Below are 15,975 nucleotides of genomic sequence, written 5' to 3'. Positions count from 1 at the left end.
TCCCTCCGGCTGGATCTCGCTCCACTGTAGGCCGCTTCGCCGCAAACCCGCCCGGCACCACCGCCTCGTCGAAAGGAAACCTGTGTACCCAGCCACGGTCGTGGACGCGGTCCGCGAGCACGCCCGCCGCTCCGGCCCGGGCACCGTGCTCGCCGGGCTCGTCGGTTCGGGCATCGGCCCGTCGCTGAGCCCGCCGCTGCACGAGGCCGAGGCGCGCCGGCTCGGCGTGCGGCTCGCCTACGCCCGCTTCGACCTCGACGACTGGGGCCTGCCCGCGAGCGCCGCGGGCGAGGTGGTGGCGGCCGCGCGCGCCGCGGGCTACGCCGGGCTCAACGTGACGCACCCGTGCAAGCAGGTCGTGCTGGAGCACCTCGACGAGCTGTCGGCCGACGCCGCCGCGCTCGCCGCCGTGAACACCGTGGTGTTCCGCGAAGGCACGGCGGCCGGGCACAACACCGACTGGTCCGGCTTCGCTCGCGGCCTCGAAACGGGGCTGCCGGGCGTGCCGCTGGGCTCCGTCGTGCTGCTGGGCGCGGGCGGCGCCGGAGCGGCCGTCGCCCACGGCCTGCTCACGCTCGGCGCGGGCCGCGTGCGCGTGCTCGACCTGGACACCGCGCGGGCCGAGGCGCTCGCCACGGCACTGCAAGCGCGCTTCGGTGCGGAGCGGGCTTCGGCCGGCGGCTCGGTGGCCTCGGCGCTGGCCGCCGCCGACGGTCTGGTCCACGCCACCCCGGTCGGCATGGCCGCGCACCCGGGCTTGCCGCTGCCGGCCGAGCTGCTCGATCCGCGGCTGTGGGTCGCGGAGGTCGTGTACCGGCCGCTGGAGACGGAGCTCGTGCGCGTCGCCTCCGAACGCGGCTGTCGCGTGCTCGACGGCGGCCGGATGGCCGTGTTCCAGGCCGCCGACGCGCTCGCCCTGTTCACCGGCGCCGAACCCGACGCCGCGCGCATGCGGCGGCACTTCGACCGGCTCGCCGCCCCAGGGGAAAGGGAACCCGCCGATGTCCTCGACTGAAACTCACGCCCTCGAAAACCGACGGGCGATCGCCACCGTGTGCCTGTCCGGCACGCTCGAGGACAAGCTCACCGCCGCCGCGGCCGCCGGGTTCGACGGCGTGGAGATCTTCGAAAACGACCTGATCGCCTCGCCGTGGTCGCCGAAACAGGTGCGCGAGCACTGCGCGGACCTCGGCCTGACGGTGGACCTCTACCAGCCGTTCCGCGACTTCGAGGCCGTGGCGCCCGCCGTGCTCGCGGCGAACCTGCGCCGCGCGGAACTCAAGTTCGACGTGATGGAGCAGCTCGGCGCCGACACGATGCTCGTGTGCTCTTCGGTATCCCCGGACGCGGTCGACGACGACGATCTCGCCGCCGAACAGCTGCACACGCTGGCCGAGCGCGCCGCCGCGCGCGGGCTGCGGATCGCGTACGAAGCCCTGGCGTGGGGCCGGTTCGTGAACACCTACGAACACTCGTGGCGGATCGTGCGCCGCGCCGCGCACCCCGCGCTCGGGCTGTGCCTCGACAGTTTCCACATCCTGTCCCGGGGCAGCGATCCCGCCGCGATCCGGACGATCCCGGGGGAGAAGCTGTTCTTCCTCCAGCTGGCCGACGCGCCGCGGCTGGAGATGGACGTGCTGCAGTGGAGCCGCCACCACCGGCTCTTCCCGGGCCAGGGCGCGTTCGACCTCACGGCCTTCACCGGCCACGTGCGCGCGGCCGGCTACTCCGGGCCGCTGTCGCTGGAGGTGTTCAACGATGTGTTCCGCCAGGCCGACCCAGGCCCGGCCGCCGTCGACGCCATGCGATCGCTGCTGGCACTGGAGGAATCGCTCGGCGCGACGACCTTGCCGGCCGCGCCGGCGCTGAGCGGGCACGCGTTCACGGAGATCGCCACGGCCGGTGCCGAGGTCGGGCAAGCGTTGGCGGCACTCGGTTTCGCGCACATGGGGCAGCATCGGACCAAACCCGTCGCGCTGTGGCAGCAGGGCGAAGCGCGGATCCTCGTCAACTCCGCCGCGTCCGGCACAACGTCCGACACTGCGTTCGACAAGGGGGCCGGCCAAGGGGCCGGCGAGAGCGCCTCTGTGGTCGCGCTCGCGGTGGAGAGCGCCGACCCGGTGGCCTCGGCGGACCGCGCGCAGCGGCTGCTCGCGCCGTTGCTGCCGCGCACGCACAGCGCGGGGGAGGCCGACCTGTCCGCGGTCGCCGCTCCCGACGGCACCTCGGTGTTCTTCTGCCGCACCGGTCCCGGTGGCAGCTGGCTGGACGATTTCGCCGCCGTGGCAGGAAAAGCCGTGGATGCCGGAGTCACGGGCGTCGACCACGTGTCGCTGACGCAGCCGTTCGACCACTTCGACGAGGCCGCGCTGTTCTACCGTGCGGTGCTCGGCCTCGAGCCCGACCCGGTCACGGAGTTCGCCGCGCCGTTCGGTCTCGTGCGCAGCCGCACGGTCAGCGGCGGAACCGAGAGCGGCACCGTGCGCATCGCCCTGGACTCCGCGCTCCTGCGCCGCGGCGACTGGGCCCCGGGCGTGCGCGAACCACAGCACATCGCCTTCACCACGGCCGACGCGCTCGCGAGCGCCCGCGTGATGCGCGACCTCGGCGCGCCGCTCCTGCCGATCCCCGGCAACTACTACGACGACCTCGACGCCCGCCTCGCCCCGCCGCCGGACCTGCTGGATGCCCTGCGCGCCCACTCGATCCTCTACGACCGCGACGAGCACGGCGTCCTGCTGCACTTCTTCACCGAGATCCTGGGTGGACGGGTGTTCTTCGAGGTCCTGCAACGGATCGACGGCTACGCGGGTTACGGCGCCGCCAACGCACCCGTCCGCATGGCCGCCCACCGCCGCAGCCGGCTCGGCTGAGGCGTCCTCACTGGACGGTGTAGGTCTCCAGCGAGTGCGCGATCCACCCCGCCGTGCGGGCGATCACGAACACCGCCTCCCCGGCGCCCTCGGCCATCCCGTGGACGAAACACAAGGCGCCCAGCGCGAACTCGACGTTCGGCTCGAGATCGCGGCGGCGGCGCACGAGGTCGATGGCCGCCTCGACGATCGCGAGCCGTTCGGGGTCGGCGGGCGCCTCGGCGAGCAGGCGCAGCAGCTCCGTCGCGCGGGGGTCGGCACTGCGGTACCGCGGCTGCCCGAAGCCGGACAGCCGGTCGCCGCGCAGGAGGCGTTGTTCGAGCACCCGGGAAACCGAAGCGGGCGAGGCGATGTCACCCAGCCAAGCCTGCACCGCGAGTGACGACCCACCGCCCAGCAACAGTCCACTCGCGACACTCATGCCCGCGAGCACGGCCGAGTACGGGTCCGCCGCCTTGGCCGCGGCCTCGCGCACGGCACGCGTCGACGGGCCGAGGCCGTGGTCGGCCAGCAGGACCAGGGCGGCCGAGAGCACCGCGAGCCGTTCCGGCGTCGCGGGTTCCGCGGTGAGCCGGCCCCACAGCCGCTCCGCGATGGGCCGGCCGCGCTCGCATACCGCGCCCGGCTGGGGCAGCGACTCCACGAACGCGGGCGCCATCGTGCGCGCCGCCGAGAGCACCGACGGCACGGACAGGTCGTAGCGGAACGAGTCGCGCGCGCCGAGCAGCGTCGCGGTGACCTTGAGCCGGTCGAGCGGCAGGCTGCTGGCCGGCATGGTGTCCTGCAGCCGGCGGATGGCCGTGACCAGCTCCGGTTCGAGGTCCCGCGCGGGCGCCACATCGGGCTGCTCCCACAGCAGCTCGGCCACCTCTTCGTACGACGCCGTGCGCGCGAGCTCCACGGCGTCGCGCTCGCGGTAGAGCAGCGCGTCGCCGTCGAGGCGCGCGACCTGGCTGGTGTCGGCCGAGACCGCCGGCTCGTCGTCGTGCAGGAGTGTGCGCGTGCCCTTGCGCTGCCCGAACCCCTCGACCTCGCTGCGCGAGAGCCAGCTGCGCCGGTCGCGGGGGAGCCGGTGGCGTTTCAGCAGGCCACGGCTGATGTAGGCGTACACCGTGCTCTGCTTGACCCCGAGGACGTCGGCTGCCTCGGCGATCGACAGCACCTCAGTGTCGGTGCTCACTGCAGCTGACCCCTCCTCCTGCGCATACTTCGGTTCGCGGCGAGTCTAGTGACCGCCAATGCTTGTCACGGAACAGAAACATCGGGTTGACAACGGATTCCGGGCAGGCCTACGTTCTCGTCGTTCTCGTCAATGTTGATGCTCAATGTTGATTATATTGATTTTCGAGGTGGAGTGCCAGTGCAGGTTCACGACATCGCCGTCATCCGAGGGGACGGGATCGGTCCCGAGCTGGTCGACGCCGCGCTCACCGTGCTGGGCGCGGTCACGGCCAAGGGCGGCTTCGAGCTGAACTACAGCGAAGTCGACGCCGGCGCCGACACCTACCGCCGCACCGGCGTGGCCTGCTCACCCGAAGACCTCGAATACCTGCGCACCGCCGTGGCGGCCACGCTCAAAGGCCCGGTCGGCCTGCCCGACGTGCGCTTCCCGGACGGCACCGAGGCCGGCCTGCTCGGCGGCATCCTGCGGATCGGGCTCGACGCGTACGCCAACGTCCGCCCGGCCCTGTTGCTGCCCGGCGTCACGTCGGCGCTGGGCGGGGTGCCGGCCGGCGGCATCGACTACGTCATCGTCCGCGAGAACACCGAGGGCCTTTACGCTTCGCGCGGTAAGGGCGTCGGCAACCGCTGGGCCGTGTCCGACACGCTCATGACCACCCGCGAGGGCACGCTGCGCATCTGCCGGCGCGCGTTCGAGCTCGCGGCCGCCCGCGGCGGCGCGCCCGGCGACGGCAAGCACCGCGTGACCTGTGTGGACAAGAGCAACGTGCTGCGCAGCCACGCGTTGTTCCGCGAGACCTTCTTCGAGGTCGCCGCCGACTTCCCGGACATCGAGACCGAGGTCCTCTACGCCGACGCCGCGGCCCAGGCCCTGGTGCTGCGCCCGGGCGACTTCGACGTGCTGGTGATGGAGAACTTCCTCGGTGACGTGCTCAGCGACCTCGGCGGCGCGACCGTCGGCGGCATCTCGCTGTGCGGCTCCGGCAACATCGGCGACGTCAGCGCGTACTTCGAGCCCATCCACGGCAGCGCGCCCTCGATCGCCGGCCAGGGCCTCGCGAACCCGATCGGCCAGATCCTCGCCGCCGCGATGATGCTCGACCACCTGCACCACACCGCCGAGGGTGACCTCGTGCGCGCGGCCGTCGCCGGTGCGCTCGAGGCCGGCGACATCCGCATCCGGCCCGACGGCTCGGCGACGGGCGGCCCCGTGGCCGTCGCGGAAGCCGTCGCGGCGCGGCTCACCTGACTCCTTTCCCGATGAAGAGAACGGAAACACCCGTCATGAACACGGAGCTCGAGTTCACCGGCGCCCGCCGGCGCCGCATCATCATCGCGGCCTCGGCCGGCAACTTCGCCGAATGGTACGACTGGGGCGTCTACGGCGTGGTCGCCACGATCATCGCCGCCAAGTTCTTCCCCGGCAACGATCCCGCCGTGGCGCTGCTCAACACCTACGCCGTGTTCGCGCTCGGCTACATCGCCCGCCCCATCGGCGGCATCTTCTTCGGCTGGATCGGCGACAAGTACGGCCGCCGCCGCGCGCTGTCGATCTCGATCCTGTTCACTTGCTTCGGCACCGCGCTCATGGGCGTGCTGCCCACCTACGCGCAGATCGGCCTGCTGGCGCCGGTGCTGCTGCTCGTGTGCCGGCTCGCGCAGTCGATGGGCGCGGGCGGCGAGTACGCGAGCGCGATCAGCTTCGTGTTCGAGCACAGCCCGGCCGCCAAACGCGCCCGCAACGTGAGCACGCTGATCGCCACCACGTTCATCGGGATCCTTTGTGGATCGCTGCTCGCGCGGGTGTTCTCGAGCGTGTTGACCAAGGACGAGTACCAGACGTTCGGCTGGCGCATCCTGTTCCTCGTCGGCCTGCCGCTGGCCGCGTTCGGCGTGTACCTGCGCTCGAAGGTCGAGGAGAGCCCGGAGTTCGAGCTGCTGGTCAAGGCGCGCGAGAAGGCGAAGGCCGCCGCCACCCCACTGCGCGACGCCCTGCGCCTGCACTGGGTGCCGATCGTCATCTTCATCGTCTGCACCGCGAGCTACGCGCTGCTGAGCACCACCATCACGTCGTTCCTCACCACGTTCCTCATCAACGTCGGCAAGCTCGACAGCACCGAGGCCTACAACGCGACGATCGTGAGCAACGTGCTCGTCATCGCCGGCACGCTCGTGATGGGCCCGGTGGCGGACAAGATCGGGCTGCGCAAGGCGTTGAGCCTGACCGGGCTCGTGGTCGCGATCCTCGCGGTGCCGTCGCTGGCGCTCGCCGCGGGTGGCGGGGTCGGCGCGTTCACCGGCGGCGCGCTCATCGGCGCCTGCAAGGGCCTGCTCGCGCTGCCGGCGCTGCTCGCGATCAGCCAGATCTTCCCGACGGCCGTGCGCGTCACGGCGGGCGCGCTCGCCTACAACGTGGCGCAGGCCCTGTTCGGCGGCACCGGCCCGATCATCGGCGTGTGGCTCAACGACGTGACCGGCGGCCCGTACGGCCTCGGCGTGTACCTGGCCGCGCTCGGCCTGATCACCGCGATCGTCTTGTTCTACGCCCGGCGGACCTTCGACCACGACGAGGCCGTGGTTCCCGCCGTCGACAAGGTTTCCCCGGAGGCGCGGTGAACATCCTTCCGCTGACCCAGGGTTATCCCGGCAAGAGCACGCAGCACGGCGGGCTCGGCTGGAGCAGCGTCACCCTCGTGCGCCACGGCGAGCGGCTGATCCTGGCCGACACGGGTTCGTTCGGAATGCGCTCTCTGCTCGCGCAGCGCCTCGCCGACCACGGCGTGGCACCGGGTGAGGTCACCGACATCCTGCTCACGCACGCGCACTACGACCACGCCGCGAACTACCTGCTCTTCCCGTCGGCCACCGTGTGGGTGGGTGCGGCGGAGCTGGAGTGGGCGGCCGGGCGCGAGCCGGGGTTCGACCCGTTGCCCGAGCTGTACGCCGCCGATCTGGCGAGCAACCCGCGGACGCGGCGGGTGAGCGAAGACGGCGAGATCTTCCCCGGTGTCGAGGCGTTCGCCGCGGCCGGGCACACGCCGGGCTCGCTGGTGTTCCGCGTGGACGGTTCCGTGCTGTTCAGCGGCGACGCGGCGAAGAACCGCGCGGAGCTGCTGGGCGGGGAGGTCGACATGACGCTCGACCGCGACGCGAGCCGCGCGTCCGTGCGCAAGATCCTCACCCTGTGGCGGGAACACCCGGACACGCTGCTCGTGCCGGGCCACGACGTGCCGATGCTGTGGCACGACGGCCCGGTTTACACGGACACCCGGCGAGCCGGGATCCGTTCGTGGTTCGGCGAAGATCTCGCCGCGACCACCGAGTTCGACCTGACCGAAGGAGAAAACCACCGATGACCGGCGACACCCAGATCACCGCCGAGGACCTGCGCGGGCTGGCGGCCCGCGCGCTGGCGGGGAACGGGATGTCCGAAGAGGACTCCGCGCGCGTCGCCGACGTGCTGGTGCTCGCCGACCTCTTCGGCATCCGCACGCACGGCGTCGCGCGGATCCCGCAGTATCTCGACCGCGCGCGCCTCGGCGGCGTCGACCTCCACGCGAAGGTGGCGGTGGACCAGGTCGCGCCGGCGTTGTCGCGAGTGGACGGGGCCAACGGCATCGGGCCGCTGGTCGGCTCGCACGCGCTGGACGTGGCGCTGGCCTCGGCCCGCGCGACCGGCCTGGGCGCGGCTTTTGTCCGCGGCAGCAACCACTTCGGACCGGTGATGCCGTATCTGTTCCGTGCTGCGGAGCAGGGGTTTGCGGCGATCATCGCGAGCAACGCGACCACCACCATCGCCCCGTGGGGCGGCCGCGAGGCGCGGCTGGGCAACAACCCGCTCGGCATCGGCGTGCCCATGCCCGGCGGCGACCCGGTGCTGCTGGACATCGCGATGAGCGTGGCGGCGCGGGCGAAGATCCGCGCGGCCGCGGCGGCGGGGGAGTCCATTCCGGACACCTGGGCCACCGACCGCGACGGCAAGCCGACCACGGATCCCGCGGCCGCGTTGGACGGCTTCCTGCAGCCATTGGGCGGGCACAAGGGTTACGGTCTGTCGGTGATGGTCGACCTGTTCGCCGGCGTGCTCTCGGGCGCCGGTTACCTCACGCGCATCAGCTCGTGGAGCGTCGATCCGGAGCGGCCGCAGAACCTGGGCCACGTGTTCTTCCTGATCGACACGGCGAAGCTCGTGCCCGGTGCCGAGCTGGCGTCCCGGATGGACGACTTCGCGGGCATCCTGCACACCACGCCGCCCGCGGACCCGGCGCAGCCCGTGCGGTTGCCGGGTGAGTTCGAGCTCGCGCGCTACCACCGGCAGCTGCGCGACGGCGTGCCCGTGGACGACGGGGTGCTGGCCCGGCTGTCCGAGTTCGCGAGCGCCGTGCGGTGACGGTGGTGCCCTCCGGTTCGTGCGACTGCCACGTGCACGTGTTCGACCCGCGGTTCCCCTATGCCGAGGACCGGGCCTACACACCGGGCCCGGCGAGCGGTGAGCAGCTGGACGAGCTGCACTGGCGGCTCGGCGTGAGCCGGGCGGTGCTCGTGCAGCCGAGCCCGTACGGCACGGACAACTCGTGCCTGCTCGCGCAGCTGCGCGTCCGCGGCGACCGGGCGCGGGGTGTCGTGGTGTTCGACCCCGCTGCCCCGGCGCCGCTGGGGGAGTGGCACGCCCTGGGGGTGCGCGGGGCGCGGGTGAACCTGGCGACGTTCGCGGTCGACGACCCGGCCGTGGCCCTGGCGCCGCTGCGCGCGACCGCGGCGGCCATCGCGGACCTCGGCTGGCACCTGCAGGTGTTCACGGAGCTGTCGGTGGTCGCGGCTCTGGCCGACGACCTGGCGCGGCTGCCGGTGCCGGTTGTCCTCGACCACTTCGCGCTCGCTTCTCCCGACCTCGGCCGGCCCGGCTTGCCCGAGCTGACCGACCTCCTGCGATCCGGTGCGGCGTACGTCAAGCTCTCTGCGCCGCACCGGATTTCCACTGCTGCTGACCACGCGGACGTCGGGCCGCTCGTGGAGGCTTTGGCGACCGCCGCACCCGAGCGGCTCCTGTGGGGTACCGACTGGCCCCACACCGGTGGCCGGCCGCGCACTCCGGGAAACCGCCTGAGCGTCGAGCCGTTCGAGCGGATCGACGACGCGCGGGCGCCGGCCCGCCTGCTCGACTGGACCGGCCCGGACGTCGGCCGGCGGATCCTGGTCGACAACCCGGTCGAGTTGTACGGGTTCTGACGGGGGTGGTCTCCGTCTCACTCGACGGGCGCGCACGGGCCGGGCGAGCTAAGTTGCGCGGAACAACCCTCTGCCCGGCGAGGAGGCGGTCCTGGTGAGCACGACGACCTTCGCCGCGGTGTCCGCCGTCAAACGGCGGTCGCCCGATGGTTTCGACGCGGACATCAGCCCGCAGTGGACGATCGGCGGCAAGCCCAACGGCGGCTACCTGCTCTCGCTGATCGCGCGCGCCGCCGTCGCCGAGCGTGAGCACCCCGACGTGCTCGCCGCCAGTGCCCACTACCTGCGCTCACCCGACCCGGGCCCGGCCGAGGTCGAGATCGAGACGCTGCGCACCGGCCGCGGCTCGAGCCAGGTGCGCGGCCGTCTCGTCCAGAACGGCAAGACGGCCGTCGAGGCCCTCTTCACGGTCGGCACGCTCGCCGAAGGAGAGCCGTACTGGCAGGACGGCCTGCCCGACCCGCGCCTCGACGTCGAGCCCTCGTTCCGCGTCCCGGGCACCACACCGCTCGGCCTGCCGGTGGCCATCATGGACGAGATCGAGATCCGCCTCGACCCCGACAGTGCCCGCGTCTTCACCGACGGCCCCTCCGGCCGCGGCGAGCTCCTCGGCCACCTCACCCTGCCCGGCGGCGAACCCTTCGACCCGGTCAGCCTCCTGTTCGCCGTCGACGCCTTCCCGCCCGCCACGTTCGACATCTCACCGAGCGGCTGGGTACCCACGCTCGAGCTCACGGCCTACGTCCGCGCCCACCCGGCCCCCGGCCCGCTCCGCGTCCAGCACCGCGCCCACCTGATCACCGACGGCCGCGTCGACGAGTCCTGCCACGTCTGGGACAGCACCGGCAAATTGGTCGCCCAGGGCACCCAGCTCGCCGGCATCCGCCTCTAGCACTCCCCCAATGCCGCACTGGTTGCGTTCAACGCACCCAATGTGGCGTTCGGTGCGTTCAGCGCACCGAACGCCACATTGGGGCGCTGGGGGAGGGGGAGCGCGGAGGGGAGTCAGCCGAGCGAGGCCGCGCGGGCCACGCTGTTGAGCAGGGAGGAGTTCATCAGGAACTTCAGCTCCAGCTCCGCGTGGTCACCCAGCGCCGCGAGCTCGGCCAGGCGTTCCTTGCGCCGCACCGGGTCCTTCTCCTCCAGGCGGCGCTTGTTCGTCACGGTCTGCTGCTGCACGAACTCGATGTTCACCGTGCGGCGGCGCAGGTCGTAGCGGTCGAGGACGTTCTCGTCGGCCGTGGCGGCGAAGGTGTGCAGCGAGGAGGCCAGCTCCACGGCGTCGTGGATGCCGCAGTTCAGGCCCAGGCCGCCGATGGGGTTGTTGACGTGGGCGGCGTCGCCGGCGAGGAAGACGCGGCCGGAGCGGAAGCTGGCCGCCACGCGCTGGTGGACGTTGTACAGCTTGCGGTGCACGAGCTGGTCCGCCGGGTTCGCCGAGAGCGCCAGGCCCGAAAGCCGGGCCCGCGCGCCCTCGTCGCCGACGGCTTCCTCGTCGGTTTCGCCCACGGTGGTGGGGAAGACGGCGCGCCAGCGGCCCTTGCCGTCGTCGCCGGCGACCTTGAAGAGGTTGACCCACTCGCGCGGGTCGGCCCAGTAGTTGCGGTAGCTGCAGTCCAGTTCGGACTGGAAGTCGAACAGCGTGGTGAGCACCAGGAACCGCTCGGGCCACGTGTAGCCCTCGAACTCGATCCCCAGCGCCTTGCGCACGGTGCTGCGCCCGCCGTCGGCGCCGATCACGTAGTCGGCGGTCACCGGGCCCTCGGACGTGTGCACGGTGGCGGAGTCCGCGTCCTGCGTCACGCCCGTCACCGCGGCACCGAAGCGGACGTCCACTCCGGACAGCCGCTCCAGCACCATGTTCACGATCTTGTGCTGCTCGATCTGGACCACGAACGGATAAGGCGTCACGTCTCGCAGCACGTTGTGGTCGAGCCGGGCGATGAGCGAACGCTCCGGCCGGTCCCAGAAGTCGAAGTACCGCGCGACGAGCCCGCGGGCGACCACGTCGTCCATCAGGCCCAGCTCGCCGAGCATCGCCAGGGTGGAGGGGTGCACGGTCGCGGCTCGCGGGGCGTCCTCGACGGCCTGCTCCGCTTCCAGCAGCGTCACGTCGAACCCCCGCCGGGCGGCCGCGAGCGCGAACACCGCGCCCACCGGACCCGCGCCCACGACCACCACGCTCTGTCCCATGTCTTCGTCAGTTCCTTTCAGCCGAGTTTCGCGAGCCAGCCGGCCACGGTGTCCACCAGCGACTCGCCCGAGCCGTCGAAGCGGTGCCCCTCCGTGCCTTCCGGCGAGGGCAGCGACACCGACGTGACCGACGGCGAGATGCCCTGCTCCAGCGCCGCCTCCAGCCAGCCGGGCTCGAAGTCGTGGATCACGGTGTCGTGCTGGTCCCGCACCATGAGGATCGGGTTCGGCACGCGGGCGATCCACTCGATACTGCGCGCGCCCGCGGTGCCTGTGCGCCGGTAGGTGAGGAAGTGCTGTGCGGTCACCGGAACCGTGCGCCCGCCGAGCCACGACATCTGCGTGGACAGCGTGCGGCCGAAGTCGCCGGCCTGCGCCGCGGCGACAGCCTCCTCGGTCAGCGCGCGGTAGGTGGCCTCGTCGTTGATCAGCAGGTGGCGCGACTTCCACGGCAGGTCCGCGAACATCCCGGTCAGCGCGATGCCCGCGGTCTCCGGGTGCCAGTGCGTGGCCGCGAAGTACGAGACCTGCGACGTGCCCAGGCTGTGCCCGTGCAGCACGATCTTCGAGTAGCCCAGCGAACGCGCCGTCCAGTACGCGGCCTCGATGTCGCGCACGGTCGCGTAGAAGTTGTCGGTGTTCACGGCGTCGCCCGACTGGCGGGTGTTGATCGCGAGCACCGGCACGCCGCGGCCGCTCAGGCCGAGGGCGAGCGTGCGCACCGGCAGGCTGCCGATGCTGCCGCCGCTGCCGTGCACGCTCAGCACGAGCGGAGCGTCGGGCAGCGGCTCGGCCGGCACCAGGTGCGCGGCCGGCCCGGAACGCCCGTCGAGCGAGGTGATCTCGTAGTACTGCAGCGAAACGCCGTCGGGTGCGTGGAAGTCGAGCAGAGACTCGGGCGTTTCCGCGGGGCGGTAGCTGACCGCCGCTGCCGTTCTGTCCTCGGTGGACACTTGTGGTGCTCCCGTCACTTCGAGCCGGTGTAGACGAGCTTGCTGTAGTCGACCGTGCCGCCGAAGCCGCCGAACTGCTTCATGGCGTCGCCCCAGATCTTCAGGTCGTCCTGCGAGACCTCGGTCGTGAACTCGCCCAGCGGCGACTTCTTGGCCTGCTCGGGCGTGACCTTGGTGTAGGCGGCCAGGGCGGTGTAGGCCTTGTCGTTGTTGGCCTTGATCCACTGCGCCGCGTCCTGCAGCGCCGCCTTGAACCCGTCGGCGAGCTGGGGGTTCGCCGTGGTCCAGTCCTTCGACGCGATCCAGTACGTGCCGCCGAGGTAGTTGGGGCTCAGCGCCCGCTCCGGGTCGCCGAGGCTGCGCATGCCGGCCTGCTTGCCGACGGTGATGAACGGGTTGATCACCTCGACGGCGTCGACCTGGCCGGCCTTCAGCTCGTCGATCATGTTCGGCGTCGGCACCTGCACGAACTGCTCGGCCGCGGGGTCCACGCCGTTCTTCGACAGCCACGCCTTCGTGGCGATGTTGATGTTGCCGGTGAGTGTCGGCGAGCCGATGCGCTTGCCCTGCAACTGTTTCACGTCCGTGATGTCCGGGCGCACGAAGATCTGCACGCTCTGGTCCTCGGGTGAGTCGCCGTTGTTGCCCGACACGGCCACGAGCGGCACGCCGGAGGAAGACGCGCGCAGCATGATCGGCGCGACGCTGAACCCGAGGTCGTACTGCTTGCCCAGCAGCGAGGGCACCAGCGTGATGTCGTTGAGCGTGGTGGTGGAAACGCCCTTCACGCCGTGCTTGGCGAAAAATCCCTGTTGCTCGGCCACGAGCACCGCGAGCGAGTCGTTGGTGTTGTTCAGCGCGACTCGGATCTTGCCGTCGGCCGAGGAAGTGGAGCCGCCGGAACCGCCGCAGGCGGACACGGCGAGTGCGGCCGCCAGGAGTGCGGTGGCCAGCGTGGTGATGCGGGTGCCCCTCATGACGCCTCCGTAGGAGTGGGGGGTGGGGGATCGGGGAGAGATTCACTATCCGAAGTAGTTGAGCAGAGACAGTAACTCAAGTTAGCTAATCTCTCAATGGTCCAGCTCAGAACGTTGGTAACGGCCTTGTTAAGCCTGGATCGCAGACCAAAAAGCACTACTCAAGTCATTGACGTGTGGAAGGTTAGGCGCCCATCATGGCCAACGCCAGCCCTGAAGGAGGTCCCGATCCCGTGACCGTAGAAGCCACCGCGCCGGCCACCGAGACGGCGGATGCGTTTTCCTGTTCGAAGCTTTTCGTCGAGTACCGCACGCGCAACAAGGTGCTGCGGGTGCTCGAGGATGTCGGTTTTTCCTGTGCCCAAGGGGAGTTCCTCAGCATTCTCGGACCGTCCGGCACCGGGAAGACGACCCTGCTGCGGATCCTCGCCGGGCTCCTCTCCCCCGGGGAGGGCTCGTCCGTGCGGTTCCGCGGGAAGGAGATCACCGGTCCGCCCACCGGCGTCGGCATCGTGTTCCAGAACTACGCCGCGTCGCTGCTGCAGTGGCGCACGGTGGAGCGCAACGTCGCGCTGGGCCTGGAAGGCCGCACGAGCAAGGCCGAACGCGACGAACGCGTCCGCGAGGCGCTCGAGCTGGTCGGCCTGGCCGACCGCGGCAAGGACTACCCGTGGCAGCTCTCGGGCGGCATGCAGCAGCGCGTGCAGATCGCGCGCTCGCTCGTGATGCGCCCCGAGGTGTTGCTGATGGACGAGCCCTTCGGCGCGCTCGATGCGATGACCAAGATGCAGCTGCAGGACGAGCTGCTCAAGGTCGCCGAGGTCACCGGTGCGACGGTGGTGTTCGTGACCCACGACATCGACGAAGCCGTGTACCTGTCCGACCGCGTGCTCGTGCTCGCCGGCCGCCCGGCCACCGTCGGGCGCGAACTGCGCATCGACCTGCCGCGCCCGCGCGACCAGGTGACCACGAAGGAGCTCCCGGCCTACCTCGCCGCTCGCCACCGCGTGTACGAGGCGCTGCGGGCGGAATCGGAGGCTCAGTGAGGCGCCTTATCGGCTTCGCGGTGCCGGTGGTCGTGATCCTGCTGTGGCAGCTCGTGAAATCGACCGGGCTGCTGCCGTATGACAACATCCCGGCACCGTCGGACATCTGGTCGTCCACAGTGGATCTCGCTGCCTCCGGCGAGCTGCTCACGAACACCGCGCACACGCTCGCCGCCTGCCTCGGTGGCTGGGCCCTGGGTTCCGTGCTGGGCCTGCTGCTCGGGCTGTTGCTCGGGCTCGTCCGTCCCGCGTGGACGTATGGCATGGCGTCGGTGGAGGTGCTGCGCGCGCTGCCCGCGATCTCGTTCGTGCCGATCGTGGTGATCCTGCTGGCGCAGACCGTGGAGATGGAGATCGTGATCGCGGCGTGGGTTGCGATCTGGCCCGTGGCGATCAGCACGATCGACGGCGTGCGCGGCGTGAACCCCGTGCACCAGGACCTCGCGCGTACCCTCGGCCTGTCGCCGGTGGCCAAGGTCGTGAAGTTCGCGCTGCCCACGGCACTGCCGAAGATCGTGGTGGCGCTGCGGCTGAGCCTCTCGGCCGCACTGGTGCTCGCCATCGTCGCCGAGATCGTCGGCGACCCCGCGGGCATCGGCTACGCGCTCGTGGAGCAGCAGCAGTCGCTGCGCCCGGCGGCGATGTTCTCCTACATCCTGCTCACCGGTGTGCTCGGCATCGTGCTCAACTTCATTCTCGTGTGGACACTCCGGTTCGTGCCGGGTGCCCGTCAAGCCGCCGGGGGAGCCGACGATGCCGCGTAGAACCCGTAAGTCCGGGGTCGCGCCCCTGCGCGGCCTGCTGCCGTTGGCCCTGGTGCTCGTGCTGTGGCAGGTGATCGGCGACAGTTCGAGCACCTTCTTCCCGCCGCCGGCCGCCTGGTTCAGCCAGACGTGGGAGCTCACCTCCGGCGGCGCGCTGGTCGAGGGGCTGCTCGCCACGCTCGAGACGTTCGTGCTGTCGCTGCTGGCCGCCACCGTGCTCGGCGCGGTGCTGGGCCTGCTGATCGGGCACGTCCCGCTGGCGGAACGCCTGCTCGGCCCGATCCTGGAGTACTTCCGGTTCCTGCCGGGCGTCGCGCTCGTGCCGCTCGCCGTGCTGCTCGTGGGCTACACCGAATCGATGAAGCTCTACGTGGTGGTCTTCGGCGCTCTGTGGCCCGTGCTGCTGCAGGTGCGCCAGTCGGCGAAGTCGGCCGACGTCGTGCTCTCCGACGTGGCCTCGACGCTGCGACTCGGGAAGTTCGCGGCGTTCCGCAAGATCCACCTGCCCGCGATCGTGCCGGGACTGCTGCTGGGTGTGAAGATCGCGGCGCCGCTCACGCTGGTGCTGGTGCTGGTGGTCGAGATCAGCACGCAGGTGTCCGGGCTGGGCAAGCTCATGGAGACCGCGCAGCAGAACTTCCAGTCGGGCCAGGTCTACGGGCTCGTGGTCGTGGTCGGGCTGGTGGCGCTCGTGATCAACATGCTCGTGTCGGGGATCGAGGGGTTCCTGCTGCGGTACCGCCCGCAGAACTGACGAA

The 15,975-nt window shown here is 71.1% G+C and carries 15 protein-coding genes; 11 read left to right on the top strand and 4 right to left on the bottom strand.

Annotated features, from left to right (window positions below; genetic code table 11):
• Positions 1-145 precede the first annotated feature (145 nt).
• Positions 146-1,015, top strand: coding sequence for a shikimate dehydrogenase (locus QRX50_RS40945; protein ID WP_434533381.1), 870 nt, complete (start codon positions 146-148; stop codon positions 1,013-1,015).
• A complete protein-coding gene (locus QRX50_RS40940) occupies positions 1,002-2,873 on the top strand; it encodes a bifunctional sugar phosphate isomerase/epimerase/4-hydroxyphenylpyruvate dioxygenase family protein (RefSeq protein ID WP_285968448.1) in 1,872 nt (623 codons plus the stop codon). Before QRX50_RS40945 ends, QRX50_RS40940 begins: the two co-directional genes overlap by 14 nt.
• Before the next feature lie 7 nt (positions 2,874-2,880).
• Here QRX50_RS40940 and QRX50_RS40935 read toward each other — a convergent pair whose 3' ends face one another.
• Entirely contained in the window at positions 2,881-4,053 is a 1,173-nt protein-coding gene (locus QRX50_RS40935; RefSeq protein WP_285968447.1) for a citrate/2-methylcitrate synthase, read from the bottom strand.
• Positions 4,054-4,233: 180 nt separating this feature from the next.
• Here QRX50_RS40935 and QRX50_RS40930 point away from each other — a divergent pair, with 180 nt between their 5' ends.
• From QRX50_RS40930 to QRX50_RS40905, 6 genes are all read left to right on the top strand, one after another.
• Entirely contained in the window at positions 4,234-5,304 is a 1,071-nt protein-coding gene (locus QRX50_RS40930; RefSeq protein ID WP_285968446.1) for an isocitrate/isopropylmalate dehydrogenase family protein, read from the top strand.
• Positions 5,305-5,339: 35 nt separating this feature from the next.
• Complete coding sequence (locus QRX50_RS40925) at positions 5,340-6,671, top strand: MFS transporter (protein ID WP_285968445.1); 1,332 nt, start codon at positions 5,340-5,342, stop codon at positions 6,669-6,671.
• On the top strand, positions 6,668-7,411 hold the full coding sequence (locus QRX50_RS40920) for an MBL fold metallo-hydrolase (RefSeq protein WP_285968444.1): 744 nt from the start codon (positions 6,668-6,670) through the stop codon (positions 7,409-7,411). Before QRX50_RS40925 ends, QRX50_RS40920 begins: the two co-directional genes overlap by 4 nt.
• Positions 7,408-8,445 (top strand): Ldh family oxidoreductase, encoded by a 1,038-nt coding sequence (locus tag QRX50_RS40915; protein WP_285968443.1) that lies wholly within the window; start codon positions 7,408-7,410, stop codon positions 8,443-8,445. The genes QRX50_RS40920 and QRX50_RS40915 overlap by 4 nt, the downstream gene beginning before the upstream one ends.
• Positions 8,442-9,284 carry an amidohydrolase family protein gene (locus QRX50_RS40910; protein ID WP_285968442.1) on the top strand — a complete coding sequence of 281 codons (843 nt, stop codon included), beginning with the start codon at positions 8,442-8,444 and terminating at the stop codon, positions 9,282-9,284. Before QRX50_RS40915 ends, QRX50_RS40910 begins: the two co-directional genes overlap by 4 nt.
• A gap of 94 nt (positions 9,285-9,378) precedes the next feature.
• Complete coding sequence (locus QRX50_RS40905; RefSeq protein ID WP_285968441.1) at positions 9,379-10,176, top strand: thioesterase family protein; 798 nt, start codon at positions 9,379-9,381, stop codon at positions 10,174-10,176.
• A 113-nt stretch (positions 10,177-10,289) separates the two neighbouring features.
• Here QRX50_RS40905 and QRX50_RS40900 read toward each other — a convergent pair whose 3' ends face one another.
• Genes QRX50_RS40900 through QRX50_RS40890 form a run of 3 tightly spaced genes read right to left on the bottom strand, consistent with a single transcriptional unit; the run spans position 10,290 to position 13,407 of the window.
• A complete protein-coding gene (locus QRX50_RS40900; RefSeq protein ID WP_285968440.1) occupies positions 10,290-11,477 on the bottom strand; it encodes an FAD-dependent oxidoreductase in 1,188 nt (395 codons plus the stop codon).
• Positions 11,478-11,494: 17 nt separating this feature from the next.
• On the bottom strand, positions 11,495-12,430 hold the full coding sequence (locus QRX50_RS40895) for an alpha/beta fold hydrolase (protein WP_285968439.1): 936 nt from the start codon (positions 12,428-12,430) through the stop codon (positions 11,495-11,497).
• A 14-nt stretch (positions 12,431-12,444) separates the two neighbouring features.
• Positions 12,445-13,407 carry an ABC transporter substrate-binding protein gene (locus QRX50_RS40890; protein WP_285968438.1) on the bottom strand — a complete coding sequence of 321 codons (963 nt, stop codon included), beginning with the start codon at positions 13,405-13,407 and terminating at the stop codon, positions 12,445-12,447.
• 233 nt (positions 13,408-13,640) lie between these two features.
• Between QRX50_RS40890 and QRX50_RS40885 the strand changes: the two genes are divergently transcribed.
• Genes QRX50_RS40885 through QRX50_RS40875 form a run of 3 tightly spaced genes read left to right on the top strand, consistent with a single transcriptional unit; the run spans position 13,641 to position 15,971 of the window.
• Positions 13,641-14,453 (top strand): ABC transporter ATP-binding protein, encoded by an 813-nt coding sequence (locus QRX50_RS40885; RefSeq protein WP_285968437.1) that lies wholly within the window; start codon positions 13,641-13,643, stop codon positions 14,451-14,453.
• Complete coding sequence (locus QRX50_RS40880) at positions 14,450-15,217, top strand: ABC transporter permease (RefSeq protein WP_285968436.1); 768 nt, start codon at positions 14,450-14,452, stop codon at positions 15,215-15,217. The genes QRX50_RS40885 and QRX50_RS40880 overlap by 4 nt, the downstream gene beginning before the upstream one ends.
• Positions 15,207-15,971 (top strand): ABC transporter permease, encoded by a 765-nt coding sequence (locus tag QRX50_RS40875; protein ID WP_285968435.1) that lies wholly within the window; start codon positions 15,207-15,209, stop codon positions 15,969-15,971. The genes QRX50_RS40880 and QRX50_RS40875 overlap by 11 nt, the downstream gene beginning before the upstream one ends.
• The last annotated feature ends 4 nt before the right edge of the window (positions 15,972-15,975 follow it).

The sequence above is a fragment of the Amycolatopsis sp. 2-15 genome (genome assembly GCF_030285625.1).
In the GTDB taxonomy this organism is placed as follows: domain Bacteria; phylum Actinomycetota; class Actinomycetes; order Mycobacteriales; family Pseudonocardiaceae; genus Amycolatopsis; species Amycolatopsis carbonis.
Note: the sequence above shows the minus strand (reverse complement) of the source record. Positions and strands in the feature narration are given on the sequence as shown.